This window comes from Actinoplanes sp. NPDC051513 (assembly GCF_044454685.1).
Lineage (GTDB): Bacteria > Actinomycetota > Actinomycetes > Mycobacteriales > Micromonosporaceae > Actinoplanes.
The window spans coordinates 621,646-639,783 of the sequence record NZ_JBITDW010000002.1 but is presented as its reverse complement, the minus strand read 5'-3'; the positions used below and the strand labels follow the sequence as shown (position 1 = coordinate 639,783).

The 18,138-nt window shown below is 71.4% G+C and carries 19 protein-coding genes; 9 read left to right on the top strand and 10 right to left on the bottom strand.

What is annotated here, in order from left to right; translation table 11 throughout:
• Positions 1-35 precede the first annotated feature (35 nt).
• The 6 genes from ACIA5D_RS08205 to ACIA5D_RS08180 all read right to left on the bottom strand — a co-directional run bounded on the left by ACIA5D_RS08205 (position 36) and on the right by ACIA5D_RS08180 (position 4,465).
• Entirely contained in the window at positions 36-1,025 is a 990-nt protein-coding gene (locus tag ACIA5D_RS08205) for a chemotaxis protein CheB (RefSeq protein ID WP_396029156.1), read from the bottom strand.
• A gap of 116 nt (positions 1,026-1,141) precedes the next feature.
• A complete protein-coding gene (locus ACIA5D_RS08200; RefSeq protein WP_396029155.1) occupies positions 1,142-1,396 on the bottom strand; it encodes a hypothetical protein in 255 nt (84 codons plus the stop codon).
• Positions 1,389-1,757: a hypothetical protein gene (locus ACIA5D_RS08195; protein WP_396029154.1), complete on the bottom strand. Its 369-nt coding sequence runs from the start codon at positions 1,755-1,757 to the stop codon at positions 1,389-1,391. Before ACIA5D_RS08195 ends, ACIA5D_RS08200 begins: the two co-directional genes overlap by 8 nt.
• Before the next feature lies 1 nt (position 1,758).
• A complete protein-coding gene (locus ACIA5D_RS08190; protein WP_396029153.1) occupies positions 1,759-2,979 on the bottom strand; it encodes an NRAMP family divalent metal transporter in 1,221 nt (406 codons plus the stop codon).
• The gene (locus ACIA5D_RS08185) at positions 2,976-3,428 is read right to left on the bottom strand and encodes a hypothetical protein (protein WP_396029152.1); all 453 of its coding nucleotides are present in this window, start codon (positions 3,426-3,428) and stop codon (positions 2,976-2,978) included. Before ACIA5D_RS08185 ends, ACIA5D_RS08190 begins: the two co-directional genes overlap by 4 nt.
• Before the next feature lie 20 nt (positions 3,429-3,448).
• On the bottom strand, positions 3,449-4,465 hold the full coding sequence (locus ACIA5D_RS08180) for an SDR family oxidoreductase (protein ID WP_396029151.1): 1,017 nt from the start codon (positions 4,463-4,465) through the stop codon (positions 3,449-3,451).
• Between the two features lie 95 nt (positions 4,466-4,560).
• Between ACIA5D_RS08180 and ACIA5D_RS08175 the strand changes: the two genes are divergently transcribed.
• Entirely contained in the window at positions 4,561-5,754 is a 1,194-nt protein-coding gene (locus ACIA5D_RS08175) for a globin domain-containing protein (protein WP_396029150.1), read from the top strand.
• 41 nt (positions 5,755-5,795) lie between these two features.
• Here the strand turns inward: ACIA5D_RS08175 and ACIA5D_RS08170 are convergent, their stop codons facing one another.
• The gene (locus tag ACIA5D_RS08170; RefSeq protein WP_396029149.1) at positions 5,796-7,442 is read right to left on the bottom strand and encodes a methyl-accepting chemotaxis protein; all 1,647 of its coding nucleotides are present in this window, start codon (positions 7,440-7,442) and stop codon (positions 5,796-5,798) included.
• A gap of 106 nt (positions 7,443-7,548) precedes the next feature.
• Here ACIA5D_RS08170 and ACIA5D_RS08165 point away from each other — a divergent pair, with 106 nt between their 5' ends.
• The 4 genes from ACIA5D_RS08165 to ACIA5D_RS08150 all read left to right on the top strand — a co-directional run bounded on the left by ACIA5D_RS08165 (position 7,549) and on the right by ACIA5D_RS08150 (position 10,488).
• Positions 7,549-7,869, top strand: coding sequence for a hypothetical protein (locus ACIA5D_RS08165; protein ID WP_396029148.1), 321 nt, complete (start codon positions 7,549-7,551; stop codon positions 7,867-7,869).
• A gap of 11 nt (positions 7,870-7,880) precedes the next feature.
• On the top strand, positions 7,881-8,603 hold the full coding sequence (locus tag ACIA5D_RS08160) for a hypothetical protein (protein WP_396029147.1): 723 nt from the start codon (positions 7,881-7,883) through the stop codon (positions 8,601-8,603).
• A gap of 78 nt (positions 8,604-8,681) precedes the next feature.
• Positions 8,682-9,872 (top strand): hypothetical protein, encoded by a 1,191-nt coding sequence (locus tag ACIA5D_RS08155; RefSeq protein WP_396029146.1) that lies wholly within the window; start codon positions 8,682-8,684, stop codon positions 9,870-9,872.
• Positions 9,856-10,488: a hypothetical protein gene (locus ACIA5D_RS08150; protein WP_396029145.1), complete on the top strand. Its 633-nt coding sequence runs from the start codon at positions 9,856-9,858 to the stop codon at positions 10,486-10,488. The genes ACIA5D_RS08155 and ACIA5D_RS08150 overlap by 17 nt, the downstream gene beginning before the upstream one ends.
• Before the next feature lie 4 nt (positions 10,489-10,492).
• Here ACIA5D_RS08150 and ACIA5D_RS08145 read toward each other — a convergent pair whose 3' ends face one another.
• Positions 10,493-11,959, bottom strand: coding sequence for an MFS transporter (locus ACIA5D_RS08145; protein ID WP_396029144.1), 1,467 nt, complete (start codon positions 11,957-11,959; stop codon positions 10,493-10,495).
• A 100-nt stretch (positions 11,960-12,059) separates the two neighbouring features.
• Here ACIA5D_RS08145 and ACIA5D_RS08140 point away from each other — a divergent pair, with 100 nt between their 5' ends.
• On the top strand, positions 12,060-12,671 hold the full coding sequence (locus ACIA5D_RS08140; protein ID WP_396029143.1) for a TetR/AcrR family transcriptional regulator: 612 nt from the start codon (positions 12,060-12,062) through the stop codon (positions 12,669-12,671).
• On the top strand, positions 12,672-12,944 hold the full coding sequence (locus tag ACIA5D_RS08135) for a winged helix-turn-helix transcriptional regulator (protein ID WP_396029497.1): 273 nt from the start codon (positions 12,672-12,674) through the stop codon (positions 12,942-12,944). It abuts the gene before it with no gap.
• Between the two features lie 11 nt (positions 12,945-12,955).
• On the opposite strand, the gene ACIA5D_RS08130 is transcribed toward ACIA5D_RS08135, so the two are convergent.
• Positions 12,956-15,337: an acetyl-CoA acetyltransferase gene (locus ACIA5D_RS08130; protein WP_396029142.1), complete on the bottom strand. Its 2,382-nt coding sequence runs from the start codon at positions 15,335-15,337 to the stop codon at positions 12,956-12,958.
• A gap of 94 nt (positions 15,338-15,431) precedes the next feature.
• Between ACIA5D_RS08130 and ACIA5D_RS08125 the strand changes: the two genes are divergently transcribed.
• Positions 15,432-16,031 carry a TetR/AcrR family transcriptional regulator gene (locus ACIA5D_RS08125; RefSeq protein WP_396029141.1) on the top strand — a complete coding sequence of 200 codons (600 nt, stop codon included), beginning with the start codon at positions 15,432-15,434 and terminating at the stop codon, positions 16,029-16,031.
• Positions 16,028-17,068 carry an MBL fold metallo-hydrolase gene (locus ACIA5D_RS08120; RefSeq protein ID WP_396029140.1) on the top strand — a complete coding sequence of 347 codons (1,041 nt, stop codon included), beginning with the start codon at positions 16,028-16,030 and terminating at the stop codon, positions 17,066-17,068. The genes ACIA5D_RS08125 and ACIA5D_RS08120 overlap by 4 nt, the downstream gene beginning before the upstream one ends.
• Before the next feature lie 88 nt (positions 17,069-17,156).
• Here the strand turns inward: ACIA5D_RS08120 and ACIA5D_RS08115 are convergent, their stop codons facing one another.
• Positions 17,157-18,071, bottom strand: coding sequence for a LysR family transcriptional regulator (locus ACIA5D_RS08115; protein ID WP_396029139.1), 915 nt, complete (start codon positions 18,069-18,071; stop codon positions 17,157-17,159).
• Positions 18,072-18,138 lie beyond the last annotated feature (67 nt).

Sequence of the window (18,138 nt, the reverse complement as noted above, 5' to 3'; positions counted from 1 at the left end):
CCTTCCCGATACCCGGCAGTCACCGTACCTCAGCCCTATTCCTGCTGCGTGGCGGTGGACGTGGCGAGCCGGGCGAGCAGGGCCCGGATCAGCTCGACGGCGCCATCGGCGTCCTCCGCCATGTGGGTGAACCGCGCGCGGTCGAAGCGTTCCCGCTGGGCCAGCCGGCGGCTGAGCGCCGACTTCTCCTCGAGGGCGCGCAGCGCCGTCCACAGGGCGCCCTCGGTCGCCACCGCCTGCTCCTCGATCAGGCTTTCGGGCGACCAGGCGTGCCCGACCCGGCAGCGGTAACGCGGCCCCGGCCGGTTCTCCAGCTCGAACATTCCCCCGCCGCAGCTCGGGCAGCCGTACACCGGCGGGATTTCGACGATCCGATCGATGGTGGGGCCGGCGAACCCGTCGATCGCGATCTCGGCGTCGGTGAGCCGGTCTTCCGCCGTCGCCGGCGGGTCGGGGATCCTCTCGGAGGTCAGCGCGGCCAGCAGCGCGCCCAGGGCGGCGGCGTCGACCACGTGGTCGGGGTCGACGCGGGCCATGACGGCGCGCGGCATCGACGGGTTCAGCGCGTCCTCGGGTCGTTGGACCACCACGACGCCGCCGTTGGCGGCCACGATCTCGGCGCCCACCGCGCCGTCGTCGCGGCTGCCCGAGAGCACGACGCCGATGACGCGCGGGCCGGCCGCGCGGGCGGCCGAGCGGAAAAGCGGGTCGACGGCGGGCCGGTGCCCGTTCTCCGACGGGCCTCGGCTGAGCCGCGCCCGGTGGTCGAGGACGAGCAGGTGATGATCCGGCGACGCGACGTAGACGTGGCCGGGGAGGAGGGGCTCGCCGTCGACCGCGGGGTGGGCCGGCAGCCGGCCGTGCCGGGTCAGGATGCGCGGCAGAGCGCTCGGGGCCTCCCGCGGCACGTGGAGCACGATCAGGACGGCGGCCGGCAGGTCAGCGGGCAGACCGCCGACCAAGGCTCGGAGCGCCTCGACCCCACCGGCCGAGGCGCCCACCACGACGATGTCGCGATGTGCCACGCCCTAAACCTCAGCGCCCCGGCAACCGGTCTGTCAATGGGACCGCTCGGCCGCCGGCGCCCGGGCCACCGCAGTGAGATTGCCGCATTGCTGAGGAATGCCCCCCGATCGCCGCGCTACACCTGCAGATCCTCCCAGGGGACCTCGACGGCGTTGCGGCGCCAGATCCGGCGGGCGAACTGTTCGAGCAACCATGGGCCGGCGGTCTCGTCACGCTCGTAGCCGAGCAGCCGGCCCCAGCGGCCCCGCACCACGATCGCGGCGACGACCCGGTTCCGGTCGTCCGTGATCAGATCGGCGATCCGGCCGTCCCCGACGCGACGGCCGATGAGGTCGCCGGCCCGTCCCCTCTTCGCGGCCGGCTCAGTCATGCCGGGCTCCGGGGATCCGCCCGATGAGATGGTCGCGCAGCCAGGTCTCCAGCGGCGGCTCGGGCAGGAGTTCGCGCGCCACCGAGAGGTGCACGGCGCTGTCGATCCTGGCGACCAGGTCGAAGCCGATCCGGATCGGCGGCTGGCCGGGCGGCTCGGACATGCGGCGGGCGATCGCCGAGATCCACCGGCCGAGGCCGCCGCCGATCCGCTCGCCGAGCGCCTGCTGGCCGAGCAGCAGGCCGGTGACGGCCGGGACGCCGCGCGCGTCGTAGGTGAGCTCGACGTCGTCGACCTTGCCGACGGGCTCGCCGTCGCGGTCGACGATCTGGCGGTCCAGCAGGTCGAAGCCGATGAGCATGTCAGCCGCCTCCCATCCGGGTGATGACCATGAGCGGGATCGCCGCGACGGCCGCGGCGAGCACGATGACGAGGAAGACGACGCCGAGGACGTTGGCCAGCTTTCCGTTGACCCGGTCGCCGAGATAGCCGCGGTCGTTGGCGACGACCAGGATCGGCAGGTACGTCAGCGGGAGCGCGACCGCGCTGAACAGCAGCGTGTACTCGGTGAGCTGAATCGGGTCGATCGTGGTGAACAACACCGCGACGCCGACCAGGATGCCGACGATGACCACGGTGTGGAAGCGGGCGGCCTCCCGCGGCCGGCGCAACTTTCCCCAGTTCCAGCCGAGATACTGCGCGACCGTGTAGCCGGTGGAGAGTCCGGTTTCCATCGCGGCGCCGAAAGTCGCCGCGAAGAAGCCGAGGATCACCACCGCCAGTCCCAGCTTGCCGAACGTCATCGCGGCCGGCAGCGCCACCTGTGACAGCGTGTCCACCGAGGTCTTCAGCGGGTGGAAAACGGCGGCCGAGGTGAGCATGAGCGCGAAAGCCAGCAGGCCACCGAGCGGGAATCCCACGAAGACGTTGACCCGGGAGGTGAGCAGATCCTTGCGGGTCCAGCGCTCCTCGACGGCACCCGACGAGAAGAAGAAGACCTCGTACGGGGTGAGCGCCGACGCGAACAGGGCGACCGCGAAGAACCAGTACGTGCCCCAGTCCTCCCCCTCGGGCGGGCCGGAATGCCACAGCTCGCCGGGATTCACGCCGAGCTTGAAGTAGGCGATGACGAAAACCACCAGGGTCAGACCGGTCAGCCCGAACACGTTCTCCAGGACGCTGAACTTCGCCCGCCACAGCGCCACCCACAGCACGAACGCGACCACCGGCACCCACAGCAGGTAGCTCACGCTGGTCGCGAGCTGCAGCGCCAGGCCGACGCCGCCGATCTCGGCGCCGAGCGTGAGCACCGTGACCAGCAGCGAACCGCCCAGGTTGGCGAGGGCGACGCGCGGGCCGAGCCGTTCCCGCACCAGATCGAAGACCGGACGGCCGCTCACGGCGCTCACCCGGCCGCTCATCTCCGCGTACGCGCATATGCCGATCACACCGACCAGCAGCACCCAGGCATGGGCGATGCCGAACCGCGCGCCCGCCTCGGCGTTCGCCACGATGTCGCCGATGTCGACGAAGCCCCCGATCGCGGTCAGGATCCCGAGGGCGACGGCCAAAAAGCGCTTCATGACGCGTACGCCGTGACGAAGTCGTCCAGTTTCCCGGCGAGCACGTCCAACTTTCGTACGCCATCGCGCAAAGCCCGGTCGTCGCGGGCCTGCGCCGTGTCGCCCAGGGTGAGCACCGCATCGGACAGCAGCGGGCTCAACTGGTCGCGCAGGGCCGCCGAACGGTCGTCGGGCGGGCCCTCGCCGGCGAACTTCTGCTGCGCGCCGGCGAGGGCTTTCGTCGCGTCGTCGTAGGCGGTGATCGCGTAGGCGGCGGTCACGTTTCCGGCCAGCTCCTGCTCGCCGACCAGCCGGCCCGTCTGGGTGGCGTCGTACGCGGCCTCGGCGACCTGGAGCATCGTCCGGCGGTACTGCTTTCCGTCGGCGGGCCGCGACATGTCGTAGGCGAATCCCGCCCACAACAGCACGACGGCCACTGCGGCGATCGCCGCCCTGCCACGCGTCTTCACGAGGCGGTCTTACCCAATGATCACCGGCGCGAAGCGCCGAGCCCGATCGCCCCGAGCCCGACCGCCAGCGCCGTGGCGCCCGCCGCGCCCAGCAGACCGTGGTGCTGTGAGGCCCAGACCTGGAGGCTGCGCTGCTTGGAGCGGTCGTCGAACTCGCCGTGGGCGCCGTAGTCCTCGCCGCTCTCGCCGTCGGCCGGCGTCCACAGGTTGCCGGGGTCGGAGGGGTCGTGCGGCTGGTCGGTCTGCTGCGAGTCGACGCCGGTGCGGGCCAGGTAGCGGTCCAGGATGCCGGGCGCGACGGCGTTCGCGAGCAGCGTGCCCGCCGTGGAGGCGCCCACCCAGTACTCGCGGCGTCCCGGGTGGTCGGCCGCGTAGACGATCGCCCGCGCCGCCACCTCGGGCTGGTAGATCGGCGGGACCGGCTGGGCGTGCCGGCGCAGCCGGGAGCGCAACCACGTGAACTGCGGGGTGTTCACCGCCGGCAACTGCACCATCGTGGTACGCACGCCGCTGCCCTCGTGCAGGAGCTCGCAGCGCAGCGCCTCGTTGAAACCCTGGATCGCGTGCTTGGCGCCGCAGTACGCGGTCTGCAGCGGGATCCCGCGGTACGCGAGGGCCGACCCGACCTGCACGATCGCGCCGCGGTCGCGGGGCTTCATGCGGGTGAGGGCGGCCCGGGTCCCGTACACGTAGCCGAGATAGGAAACCTCGGTGACCCGGCGAAACTCGTCCGGCGCGATGTCGCCGAACGGCGCGAAAACCGACGAGAAAGCGGTGTTGACCCACACGTCGATCGGGCCGAGCTCGCTCTCGACCTTCGCGGCGGCGGCGTCGACCGCTTCGAAATCGGCCACGTCGACCGGCATCGGCGCCGCCCGGCCGCCGGCCCGGGTGATCTCGTCGGCGGCCGCGTCCAGGCCCTTCTCGCCGCGCGCCAGCAGGGCGACCCGGTCGCCGCGCGCGCCGAACCGCCGTGCCACCGCCCGGCCGACGCCACCGCTCGCGCCGGTGACCACCACGACTCGCGGATCGGACATGTTTCCTCCCTCATCGGCTCTTTGTCCTCCGACGTACCCGCCCGCGGTTCGCCGAACACCAGCGCGGGCCCACCGGCCGTCATTACGCTCGGCTCGTGTTGTCAGATCGCGCCCGGCCGATCGTGAAGGCCACGCTGCCCGTGGTGGGGCAGCACATCGAGGAGATCGCCAACCGGTTCTACGCGCACATGTTCGCGGCGCATCCCGAGTTTCACGACGGCATGTTCAACCGGGGGAACCAGGCCGCGGGGTCGCAGCCGAAGGCGCTGGCGGGGTCGGTCGCCGTGTTCGCGTCGGCGATGCTGGCCGACCCGCCCGAGATCCCGGACCGGCTGCTGACCCGCATCGCCCACAAGCACGCCTCGCTGGGCATTCGTCCCGACCAGTACCAGATCGTCGGCGACCACCTGAGGTGGGCGATCGGCGACGCGCTGGGCGACGCGGTCACGCCCGAGGTGGCGGCGGCGTGGGACGAGGTCTACTGGCTGATGGCGTACGCATTGATCCGCCAGGAGCGCGGCCTCTACAGCGCCCGCGGCGTCACCCCGGAACGGGTGTGGCGGCAGTGGCGGGTGGCCGGCAAGGTGCACGAAACCGATGACGTGGTGACTTTCGTGATGCGCCGCATCGACGACCGGCCGGTGAAGACGTCGCTGCCCGGGCAGTACGTCAGCGTGCTGGTGCGGATGCCCGACGGGATGCGGCAACCGCGGCAGTACAGCCTGGTGCGGGCCGACGACGGCGAGCACCGGTATCTCGCGGTCAAGCGGGCGCAGCGCGGCGAGGTCTCGAACTTTCTGCACGACCAGGTGCACGTGGGCGACGAGTTGACGATGAGCGTCCCGTACGGCGACGTGGTCCTGGACGACTCGGGCCGGCCGGTCGTCTTCGCCAGCGCGGGAATAGGCATCGCCCCGATGGCCGGGATGATCTCGCACCTCGTGACGGCCGGCTCGCACCTCGACGTGACGGTGCTGCACGCCGACACCGAGGAGCGCTCTTTCCCGCTGCGCCGGCAGCTGGTCGAGGATCTCGCTCACCTGCCGAAATCCAACCTCTACCTCTGGTACGAGAACGGCGCCGAGACCGATCTGCCGGTGACCGCCGTCTTCGACGGGACGATGAGCCTGGGCCAGGCCGAGCTGCCCGAGGACGCCGTGTACTGCCTGTGCGGGCCGCTCGGTTTCCTGCAGGCGGTGCGCGGCGCGCTGATCGAGCGCGGTGTCGCCCCGGCCGACATCCAGTACGAGATGTTCGGCCCGGATCTCTGGCAGGCGGACAGAGAATGACCGCCGCCCTCGGATAGGACAGCGGTCATCTTCGACGGAGATCAGAGGCGGAAGCGGCCGATCACCTGCTGGAGCTCGGCGCTGATGCCGGCCAGCTCGTTGACCGCGCCGGTCGTCTCGAGCAGCGAGGACGTCGTGGCCTGCGTCGCGTTGGCCACGCCCGAGATGGTGCCGGCGATCGCCGAGCTGCCCTGGGCCGCGTCGGCGACGCTGCGGCTCATCTCGCCGGTGGTCGCGGTCTGCTCCTCGACCGCCGACGCGATGGTCAGCTGGTAGTCGTTGATGCGGGCGATGATGTGCGAGATCTCGCCGATCGCGACGACCGCGCTCTCGGTGTCGTTCTGGATCGCCTCGACCCGGCGGGAGATGTCCTCGGTCGCCTTCGCGGTCTCCTGAGCGAGGTCCTTGACCTCGGAGGCCACCACGGCGAAGCCCTTGCCGGACTCGCCGGCCCGCGCCGCCTCGATGGTGGCGTTGAGGGCGAGCAGGTTGGTCTGCTGGGCGATCGCGGTGATCGCCTTGACCACGTTGCCGATCTCGGCGCTCGAGACGCCCAGCTTGCTGACGGTGGCGTTGGTGCTCTCGGCGACACCGACCGCCTCGGACGCGACCCGGGCCGCCTCGTTCGCGCTCTGCGCGATCTCGCGGATGGAGGCGCCCATCTCCTCGCTGCCGGCCGCGAGCGTCTGCACGTTGGAGGAGACCGCGTTGGCGGCGTCGGCGACCGCGTCGGCCTGCCGCGCGGCCTCGCTCGCCGACCCGCCGATCCGGTCGGTGCTGCCGGTCAGCTGCTGGGTGCTGTGGCCCAGGGCGGCCGAGCTGTCGGTGAGTTTGCCGACGACCTCGCGCAGGCCGTCGCGGGCCTCGTTGACGGCCACCGCCATCGCGCCCAGCTCGTCGCGGGCCCGCACCTCGGCCGGCACCGACAGGTCGCCCTCGGCCACCGCGGCCAGCGAGTCCGAGACGCTGCCCAGCTGGCGCATGATCACCCGGCAGACGAACGTCGCGATGCCGAGCGCCGCGATCAGCGCCACCACCATCACGATGACCAGCTCGGTACGGCCGCCGGTGTACTCGCTCTCGGCTTCGGCGGCCATCTGCGCCGACTCGTTGTCCTCGACCTGCTGGAGGTCGCCGACGGCGGTCTTGAGGTCGGTCTGGGTCTGTCCCCAGACGGCGGCGATCTTGTCGGCCGCCGGGCGTTCGAAGCCGGTCGGCGCGGTCTCGCCGAACAGCACGACGTCGCGCATGGCCTGGTAGTACTGGTACTTCTCGCCGACCGTGGCGGCCGCGGTGGTGCTCGCCGCCGAGCCGGCCGCCAGCGTCTGGTAGTTCTCCAGCGCCGCCAGGAACCGGGCGTCGGCGTCCTCGATCTGCGAGCGGTACTTGGCCTTGCCCTCGGCGGTCGTGTTCATCTTCCAGCCGAACAAGAACTGGAAACCGTCGCCGGAGGCGCCGCGCAGCGTGCTGAGCTGGACGAGCGCGTCGACGTGCCGCGCCTTCATCTGCTTGATCTCGTCGTTGAGGCTGTCCATCCGGGCGATCCCGAGTGCGCCGATGGCCAGTGCGGCCACGGCGACGACCAGCACCGACACGTAAATCTTGGTACCGACGCGGAAGTCGGCAAGCCGACCTGCTATCGGGTTGCGCCTGGCCGTGACCTGCACGGTGCCCAGATCGACCTTCATCCCGCTCGACCCTTCCCGGAGTCCGTTTTCGCCCACATTGATCGGCACCGGGCGAGCTCGGTTGAGGGGTCAGACAAATCGCGGACTTTTGATACTGTCCTCCGCTATGGCCGAGTTCTTCCAGGTCGAGCTGGACACGCTCGCCCAGTACGTGACGACGTTGCAGCAGGCGCAGCAGCAACTCGCCGACCTTCCGAAGCTGCTCTCCGGCAACGACACCCAGCTGGGCAACGGCAAGCTCAACGACACTGCCGAGGATTTCCAGAAGTGCTGGGAGTACGGCGCGAAGCAGCTGGGCGAGCTGGTCACCGAGACCACCGGCGCGGTGCGCGACGTGCAGCAGGCGTACACCGGCACCGACAAGGCGGTCTCCGACGCGGTGACCACCCTCAAGCAGCCCCTCGGCATGATCAACCAGGCTTTCTAGGAGCTTCCGCGATGGCACCCGTCGACATCGTCCGGCCCGGCTCCGCGCTGGCCACCGAGCCCGGCCTGGCCACCGCGCTCGCCGCCGCCATCCCGCCGCTCGAGGCCGCGGCCGCGTCCGGCGGCAAGGCGGAGAAGAGCGCGCTGGCCAACGCGAACGACACGTACTCGCTGCTGGCGGCTCTGCCGTGGCAGCGGGCGAACTACCGGATCGGGCACTGGGCGTCCGAGGCGACCGTCTGGAAGGCGTTGCTCACCTTCGACGCCTGGGAGTCGTACCGATGGCAGCGCAACGAGGAGCGGTTCCAGGTGCTCGACCCCCACGGCGGGCGGCGGCTGGGCGAGCTGTACTCGCAGGCCGAGCTGCGGCGGATGAACGGCAAGCCGTACGCGGCGCCCGAGCTGATCGTGCCGCCGGGCGGGACCCTCGAGTTCGCGGGCGACCCGGCCACCATCGGCGTCTACCGGCCGCCGGGCGGCGGCGCCGACTCGATCCGGTTCAGCTGGAACCCGTACCTCAACAACGAGGTGCTGAGGGACGGCATCGCGGCGCTGCGCGCGGGCACGGCCGACCGCCTGCCGCCGCCGTACCAGTTCGTCGACTGGGACCTGCTCGACAAGTACCGGGTGTGGTTCACCGAGTCGCGCGACAAGCCGGGCGGGAAGGCGCCATGGGCGTCCGAGGCGCGGCTCTACCGTCCGGGCGGCCCGCCGCGATTCGGCAAGTCTCGCTAGAAAGGCGCGGTATTCATGGGGGCCACCACGGCGTACCCAAACCTGGGTTTTGATCCTTGCCCGGGCTCGGTCGAGAGCGTGTCGTCGCTCGAGCAGCGCATCTCCACCGCCGCCGCGTCGATGCGGCAGGCGAACGACCTGATGAGCCGGCTGCGCTCCGACAACTCCTCGGTGTGGCAGGGGCAGGCCGGCGAGGCCTTCCGGCAGCACCTCAACTCGACGCTGATCGAGGACCTGGGCAAGGCCAACCAGTCGCTCAACCAGGCGGTCACCACGCTGCACGGCTGGGGCGTCTCGCTCGGCGGTTTCCGGCAGCGCGCGACCGCCCTCGAGCAGGAGGCGGCGCAGGCCAATCAGGAGGCCGAGGCGGCCCGGTCACGGCATCGGCAGGCCGCCGGCAATCCCGACCTGCAACTCGCCGGGCAGTACTTCAGCACCGACGCCGAGCTGCAGAGCGCGCAACGCCGGCTCGACAACGCCGCGCTCGCGCTGCGCAACGCGACGACGGACCTCAATGCGGCCGAAGACAGACTCGAGGGCGTACGCCGCAAGGCGCGCGACCTCAACGACGAGTGGGACGACGCGTCCAACCGGGCGGCCGGCGAGCTCCAGCACGCCGCCGAGTTCGCGCCGCACAAGCCCGGCCTGCTCAGCCGGCTCGGGCACGGCATCGCGCACGCGGTCGACGCGGTCGGCGACTGGGTGACCGACCACCTCGACGACATCCACGCGGTGCTCAGCACGGTCTCGGCGGTCGCCGGCCTGATCGCGCTCTGCACCCCGCCGCCGATCGACGCGATCGCGCTCGGCGTCTCGCTGGTCGCCGGGGCCGGCGCGCTGGTCACCACGCTCGCCGACCCGAAGGTTCGCGGCGACCTCGGCGAGATCCTGCACGGAAACTTCTCCGGAAACTGGGGCTCGATGCTGCAACTGGGCGGTGACGTGATCGGCCTGGTGCCCGGCGTCGGCGTGGCGACCAAGTCGGTGAAGGCGGGCGGCGAGCTGTTCGCCGAGGGCGCCCGCGGCATGCCGACGATCGTCGACATCGCCAGCAACGTGGCGCACGACCCCGGCATCGTGATGAGACAGGTCGCCAAGATCCCGAAGATCGGCGACGCGCTGGAGGGCATGAAGCTGCTCGAACCGGGCGCCGCATCGATACCGGGGGCGACGGCGGACATGCTCAACTTCGTCAACAAGACCGTCGGCTCGGCCAAGAAGACCATCACCACGACCTGGGACGGAGTGACCGGTGGCGGAGACAACTGAGATCCCGGTCTGGCTGTCGATCCCGACGGGGTACGCCGAGCTGCCGCTGGACGACATCGCGTCCACCGTCGACGTCACCCGGCGCCTGGTGGACGAGCTCGGTACCGACGAGCAGCGCGAGGCGGGCGAGTTCGTGTTCAGCTCGCTGTACTTCTTCCTGTCGGCGCTGGCCGAGCGCAACGCCGTCTACTGCGGGATCGGCCGCCACCTGTCGGCCCTGAACAACCAGCTGATCACGTCGTCGCTGGTCGTCACCGTGATGGACTTCCCGGGCGAGCGCAACCCGCGGCTGGTGCTGCGCGACCTGCTGATCGGCAAGACCCGCGCGCACGAGACCGGCCAGGCCGACATCGTCGACCTGCCGCGCGGGCCGGCCGCGTTCTTCGAGCACACGCTGGCGCTGCCCAATCCGGCGACGGCCGGGGCCGAGGTGCCGGTGTGGCAGCTGGAGGCGTTCGTCCCCTCGCCCGCCGGGGATCGCCTCGTGACGATCGAGCTGTCCACGCCGTTCGCGGAGCACGGGCCGCAGTACCGGACGATGGTGGTCGAGATGGCCAACGGGGTGGCTTTCGAGCCGCCGGCGCCGGCCGACCCGCTCGCGGCGCTGCTCGGCTGAGCTTTCAGCTCGCGGACTTCTTGACGAGCTCGGCCGGGATCTCCAGGCCGGCCGCGCCGAACACCTCTTCCTCCTCGACCTCGCGGACGCTCAGCGCCACCGGGCGGCTGCGCGGCAGCGCCAGCGCCACCAGGATCGCGGCCGCGCCGGCCAGGGCGGCGCCGACGATGAAGATCCAGACGTACTGTGACTCGTGCGGCAGCGGCGCGCCGGGGATCAGGTTGCGGGTGAGCATGGTGACGACGAACGCGGTGCCGATCGACATGCCGACCGAGCGGGCGATCGAGTTCACGCTGTTGGCGATGCCGGTCTCCGCCGGGGTGACGTGCTGGATCAGCAGGGCGGGCAGGGCCGCGTAGCCGAACATGACCGCCGTGTTGACGATCGCGGCGCCGGCGATGACCTCCCAGGTCTCGTCGTGCAGGACGGCCAGCATCGCGAAACCGAGCAGGGCGAGCGCACCGGAGATGACCAGCGCGGCCTTCGCGCCGAAGCGGCCGACCAGGCGGCCGCCGAGCGGGGCCGTGATCACGCCACCGGCGGTGCCGGGCAGCAGGTAGACGACGCCGGCGGCGAGGACGGTCGAGCCGAAGCCGTAGCCGGTCGGGCCGGGCGGGGTCTGCACCAGGTACGACACCGCGAGGAACACCGCGAACATCGAGAAACCGAGGAACAGACCGGCCGCGTTGGCGATCACGATCGGGCGGTGGGTGAGCATCCGGGTGGTGACCAGTGGCTGGCTGATGCGGCGCTCGATGACCACGAAAATCGCGAAGACCACGATCGCGGCGACGAGCGATCCGATCACCCGGGCCGAGCCCCAGCCCCAGTCGTTGCCCTCCTCGAGCGGCAGGATCAGCAGCACGAGCGCCAGGCCCAGCACGGCGGCGCCGACCCCGTCGAGGCGGCCGGTCGCGACGGCTTTCCGCCTCGGAAGGCAGGAGACGCCGGCGATGCCGACGGCGCTGAGCACGGTGGCCAGCCAGAACAGCTGGTGGTAGTCGCCGCCGTTCTGCATCAGCAGACCGGTCACCGTGAGCCCGAGGCCGGCGCCGACCGCGAGCATGCCGCTGACGATGGCCATCGCGCCGGTGAGCTTCGCGGGCGGCAGCTCCTCGCGGAGCACGCCGATCGACAGCGGGAACAGCCCGAAGCTGGTGGCCTGCGCGACGCGGGCGACGATCAGCAGCGGCAGGCTCGTGGTGGCGGCGGCCAGGACCGAGCCGGCCAGCACGACCACCAGCACGCCGAGCATGACCGGGCGGCGGCCGTGCAGGTCACCGAGGCGGCCCAGCATCGGCGTGAACACCGCGGCCGCGAGCAGGTTGGCGGTCACCACCCAGCTCGCGGCGGTGGCCGAGACGCCGAGGTCCGCCTGGATGTTCGCGACGACCGGGACGACCAGCGTCTGCAGGGCGGAGACCAGCAGGACGGCGTACGAGGCGACCGGGAGTGCCAAGCGCTTGGGCATGCGCCGAACCTAGATCCGCTGCCGACGATTCTCAACACCGTGTCGAAAACACAGGATGTGACGTCGATTGCACCCGACAGGGGAAATGTACGATCGTCGCGTGCCTGCCGCCGGAAGCCGCCGCGCCCCCACCAAGGGCGATCAGCGTGAACTCGCCCTGCTCGACGCCGCCCGGTCCGTCTTCCGCGAAAAGTCCATCAGCCAGGTCACCATCGACGAGCTGGCCGGCGCGGCCGGGATCGCCCGGTCCGGCTTCTACTTCTACTTCGAGTCCAAGCAGGCGCTGCTCGCCGCGCTGGTCGATCAGGTCGTCGGGGAGGCCGACGAGGAGATGGCCGAGTGGCTGGCCGCCGACGGGCTCGACCGCGGGGCCCTGCGCCGCGGGTTGCAGCAGGCGCTGGCCCGCTGGATGGTGGACGGGCGGTGGCTGCGCGAGGCGTTCATCGCGCCCGACCCCGGCCCCGACATGCTTCAGGTGCGGGAGCGGCTGTTCACCACCGGCTGCACGCTGTTCCGCGCGCGCATCGAGCGCGACGTGCGGGCGGGGCTGCCGGTGAGCGGCCCGCCCGAGTTGGTCGCGACGATGGTGCTGCACCTGCGCAACATGACTTTCGCCGACGCTTTCGCGAAACCGTCGCAGTACACGCCGGACGAGTTGCTCGACACGCTCACCGACGCGATCTTGCGATTGGTCTACGGCACTACGCCGTAAATACCAGGAAACCCGCGCCACCAGCAGGCCGATGTTGAGGCCGATCAGGCGGGCCTCGCCGCGCGCATGCTGACCCTGACCTTGCGAAACCTGGAACGCGACGGCCTGGTCTCGCGGACGGTCCACGCCGAGGTCCCGCCGCGCGTCGAGTACGAGCTCACGCCGACAGGCCGGAGCCTGCTCCCGCCGGCGCTGGCCCTCGCGGGCTGGGCGATGGAACACGTGCCGCACATCGAGGCCGGCCGCGCGGCGTACGAATCCAGAAAACCCTGAGCGGCGGGGGCTCAGCGGTTGCGCCACCGGGGCTTGCGCTTCTGGGCGAACGCGGTCAGGCCCTCCATCGCGTCCTCGCTGATCATCAGGTCGTCGAGGGCGGGGCTGTGGTGGGTGACCGCGTCGACCACGTCGGGGATGCCGCGGGTCTCCTCCATGACCTGGAGCGAGATGCGCACGCTCGTCGGTGACGACTCGAGGATCTCGGCGGCCAGCTCGCGCGCGCCGTCGAGGGCCCGGCCGGCGCCGGTGACCCGGTTGACCAGGCCGTGGGCGAGACTTTCCGCGGCGGTCAGGCGGCGGCCGGTCAGGATCATCTCGTTGGCGAGCTTCGCCGGCACCGTACGCGGCAGCCGCACCACTCCCCCGGCGCCGGCGATGAGGCCGACCTTCACCTCGCTGAGCGCGAATTTCGCGGTCTCGTCGGCGACGACCAGGTGGCAGGCGAGCGCGATCTCGCAGCCGCCGCCCATGGCGAAGCCGTTGACCGCGGCGATGACCGGCTTGGGCATGCTGCGCCGGCTGGTCAGACCCGCGAAACCGTTCTTCGGCACCCACATCGGCTTGCCGCTCGCCGAATAGATGAGGTCGTTGCCGGCGCTGAAGGCCTTGTCGCCGGCTCCGGTGAGGATCGCCACCCACAGGTCAGGATCGGCGAAGTAGGCGTTGAACGCATGGTCGAGCTCGTCGTTCGCCATCGGGTGCAGGCTGTTGCGCGCCTCCGGCCGGTTGATCGTGACCTCGAGGAGGTGCCCGTCCTTCTTGACCAGGATGTGCTCGTAGCGCTCGCGCAGCACGGCCGGCGGGGCCGGGAACAGCGAGTCCATCGTGGACGGGTCGAGCGTGACCCGATTGCCGAAACCGAACGACCTTGCGTACACGCGCTTGCCGATCGGCTCGTCGGTGGCGAGGAGGTCGAGCGTCGCGGCGTCGCGGTCGTCGGTGCGGGCGACGAACCGCCGCCCGTCGTCGTCGAGGCGGCCGATCACGATGCCGGTGCGCTTCCCGTCGCGGCCGTGCTTGATCGTGTACGTCTTGACGGTCGCCCAGCCGTCCGCCTGCCGGGCCTGTTCGGGCGCGGGCCACGCGTCGATCTCGGCCTGCAGCGCCGCGCTCCGGTCGGCTCGCCACGGCGAGGGCGTGGTCGTGTAGACGCCCACCGAGTACTTGCTCATGCTGCCGCCGTTGGCGCCCACTAACCCGTAGCTGCCTTTTGTTTCCCGCGCGCGCCGGACAGTTTCAGCGATAGCGTGCATAGAGTAGTTGTTGCCGGCGCCGCCGAAGAACGGCAGCCCGCCGGTCAGGGTCAGCCCGCGCGGGTCGTCGGCCGCGAGCCCGAAGGCGTCGGCGACATTGAAGACCGGCGCCGGGAAACAGCTGTACAGGTCGATGGTCGCGATCTCGTCCATGCCGACGCCGGCCACCTCGAGGGCGTGCCGCGCGGCCATCGCCGAGGCCGGCGAGACGGACAGGTCGGCCCGGTCCATCAGGTTGCGTTCGCGCAGGTCGGCGTGGCCGGGCAGGAAGACCCACTTCTCGGCCGGGATGCCCAGCCGGCGTGCCTCGGCGACCGAGGTCAGCAGCACCGCGGCGCCTTGGTTCACTTTTTCGCGGGCGACCACGTAGCGGGTGTACGGGTCGGCGATGGGACGGTTCGCCCCGGTGGGCGTGACCAGTTCCGCCGCGGTGCGCTCGACCGGCGCCGAAGAGTGCGGATTTTCCGCGGCCACGCGCGTGAACGGGGCGAAGAGCGCGCCGATCGCCGCCGCGTACTCGTCGCGCGAAAGCTTGAGCCGCGCACGCCGCGCGTTGTCGAAGAGCGCGTACTGGCTGGGCGCGTCGGTCAGCCCGTGCGCGGCCTGATGCATGCTGACCAGCCCGCGCAGCCCATAGCCTCGGTCTTCCAGGTCGCCGTCGGCGTGCTCGGAGAAGTCGGGCTTGTCGCCGGCATTGGCCAGTTTCTCGATGGTGGAAATCGCCTCGGAGCCGAAAATCAGCACGGTGGTGGAGGCGCCGCCCGCCGCGATCGTCGCGGCGAACTCGTTCACCAGGTGCTGCGGACTCTGCCCGCCCGCGACCTCCAGCACCGCGCGCCGGGGCTCGGCGCCGACGCGGCGAGCGACCGAGCGCGGAAAGTTGTCCGAGCGTCCCAGCGGCGCCCGCGCCATCGGCATCGAGTTCTCGAACTGCCGCGTGCCGGCCACGGTGTCGATCGCGGCGGCCACCTCGGCCGGGTCGGCGCCGGTGTCGGCGATCGCCTCGCGGGCGGCATCTGCGGCCAGTTCCACCGGCGATCGCCGCTGGTAACCGGGATCGTCGAGGCGCTCGGAGGACTGCCCCACACCCACCACGATCGGGGTGCGCGGGTCGAGGTCGTCGAGGTCCGATGTCATGCACGTCTCCAATATTGAACGCTTCCCGTTCACTTATTCCGACTGTATCCTGACGGGAACCGTTCAGCAATGAACAGCCCGAAGGATGGCCACGATGAGCGTCACGCCGTCACAGCCCGGAAGGCCCCGGGACCCGGAGGTCGACCGGCGGATCGGCCAGGCCGCCCTGGACGTCTTCGGCGACGCCGGCTGGGCGGGTTTCGCGATGGAGGCGGTCGCGAAGCGCGCCGGCGTCGGCAAGGCGTCCCTCTACCTGCGCTGGAACAGCAAGGAGGCGGTGCTCACCGACGCGCTGACGCTGGGCCTGCCCAAGGTCGCCGACGTCGACACCGGCACCCTGCACGGCGACCTGGTCGAGCTGGCGACCCAGATGCTCGACCTCTACCTCGGCCCCTGCAGCCGCGCCGCGATGCGCCTGAACCTCGAGGCGGCGAGCATCCCGGGCGTCGCCGAGCACTACGAGGCCATGCGTACGGCGCAGGTCCTGGCCGCCCGCGCGATCGTGCGCCGCGGCATCGACCGGGGCGAACTGCCCGCCGGCACGCCGGTCACGCTGCTGCTCGACACGCTGGTGGGCGGCGCCATGATGCACGTCCTGACCACCCCCACCGGCAAGCGAGCGGCGCTGGCGAACGACACGGCCTCGTACGCCCAGCGCCTGGTCGACTTCCTGCTGCATCCGGTCAGCGCATGATCATCACCGGAACGGACCAGCACGAGGCCTGGCAGCGGCGCGTCCTCCCGCCGGTCGAGCAGGTCCGGCCCGGCGTCTGGTCGATCCCCGTCCCGATCCCCGGCAGCCCGCTGCGATACACGCTGAGCTACGCGTTCCTCGACGACGGCGGCGTCCTGCTGGTCGACCCGGGCTGGGACTCCGCCGAGAGCCGGGCCGCGCTGACCGCCGGCCTCGGCATCGCGGGCGCCTCGGTCGCCGAGGTCACCGGGGTCGTGGCCACCCACGTGCACCCCGACCACCACGGGCTCAGCGGGTGGGTGCGCGAGCGCAGCGGCGCCTGGATCGGCATGCACCCCGCCGAGGCCCGCGCGCTTCCGGGACGCATGTGGCGCGATCTCGATCCGGCAACCGACCGCGCTTGGCTGCTGCGGCACGGCGTACCCGAAAGTGTCGTTCCGGAAATCACCATGGACCCGGCGAAGATGGCGACCGTCCTCGGCATGGCCGAGCCCGACCGCGCCATCGAGGACGGCGACCTGCTGCCGCTGGCCCGCCACGAGGTGCGCGCGGTGTGGACGCCGGGGCACACGCCCGGCCACCTCTGCCTGCACGACGCGGCGGCGGGCGTCCTGCTGACCGGCGACCATCTGCTGCCCCGGATCAGCCCGAACATCGGCGTGCACGACGACGACGGCGACCCGCTCACCGACTACCTCGACTCGCTGGAGCAGGTCGCCAAGTTCGCGGCGGACGAGGCGTTGCCGGCGCACGAGTACCGATTCCGCGAGATCGACGACCGCGCAGCCGCCCTGATCCGCCACCACGACGAGCGCGGCCTCGAGATCGTCCAGGTGATCGGCGACCTCGGCGCGCCGGCCGCGTGGCAGATCGCGGCCGGGCTCACCTGGTCGCGGGGCTGGGACGCGCTGCAGGGCATGCTGCGGCGGATGGCCCTCGCGGAAACCCTCGCCCACCTGCACCATCTGGCCGCGACCGGCGTCGTCCGCGCCTCGGACGACGAGAACGGCGGGCCGGCCCGCTGGCGTACGCGTTAGGCCGGGTTTCGCGCCGCGGCGCCGGTCGCGAAACCCGGACGCGGGTGGCGTGTTTCGCGTCGGCAGCGCCTCGCGGGCCGGCTTGACCTCAGATTTCGAGAACGCCGGACGCCCAGCGCTCCCGGACCGCGCCGACCAGGCCGCCGACCACCCGGTCGGCGGCGCGGGCGGCCAGCCAGACCAGGCCCAGCCGGAACGCCGGCCCGTCGATCAGCGGCACGATCGCGAACGCCGGATCGTCGAAGATGCGCGACGAGCCGCCGGTGTCGGGGTGCAGCGTGAACGTGAGGTCGCCGGTGCGGCGCACGTGGCCGGCGAGCATCGCGGAGTCGGCCCCCGCGAGCAGGCGGAAATGCCGCAGGCCGCGGCTCACCAGATCGTCGCGCAACTGCTGCATCGCCAGCGGCTGAAGGGTGATCGGGAACGTCACGACGATCCGCTCGGTCAGGTCGGCGAGGGACAACTCGTCGTGGACGGCCAGGGGGTCGTCGCGGCGCATGGCGACGAAGAAGCGGTACGACGCCAGCGGCAGCGCCGCCATCGCCGGATCGTCGACCGGCAGGTGCACCACGGCGGCGTCGAGCTCGCCGCGGCTCAGCGCGGGCAGCAGGTCGGAGGAGGGCGCCAGCGTGACGTCGACGCGGCGGCCCGGGTTTCCCTTCTCGGCGCACTCGACCACCGCGTCGAGGACGCCGGGCGGCGAAAGGTGCGAGCCGCCGAGGTGGACCACCCTGCTCTCGCCGGCGGCGACCAGCTGGATCTCGCTGCGCAGGCGGTCGAACTCCGCGAGCAGCGGCGGCACGCGGCGGGCCAGCTCGACGCCGGCCGGGGTGAGCTCGATCTGGTGGTAGCCGCGGACGAAGAGCTCGGCGCCCAGCTCGCGCTCGAGGTCCTTGACAATGCGGCTGACCGGGGAGGCGGTCATGTGCAGCCGCTCGGCCGCCCGGCCGAAATGCAGCTCCTCGGCGACCGCGAGGAAGCAGCGCAGCTGCGGGATGTCCATGGCAGCCAGTCTGACGTTACTGAACGGTGACCGGCAAAGAATTCAGGTGACACGTTGCCGGGAGCGG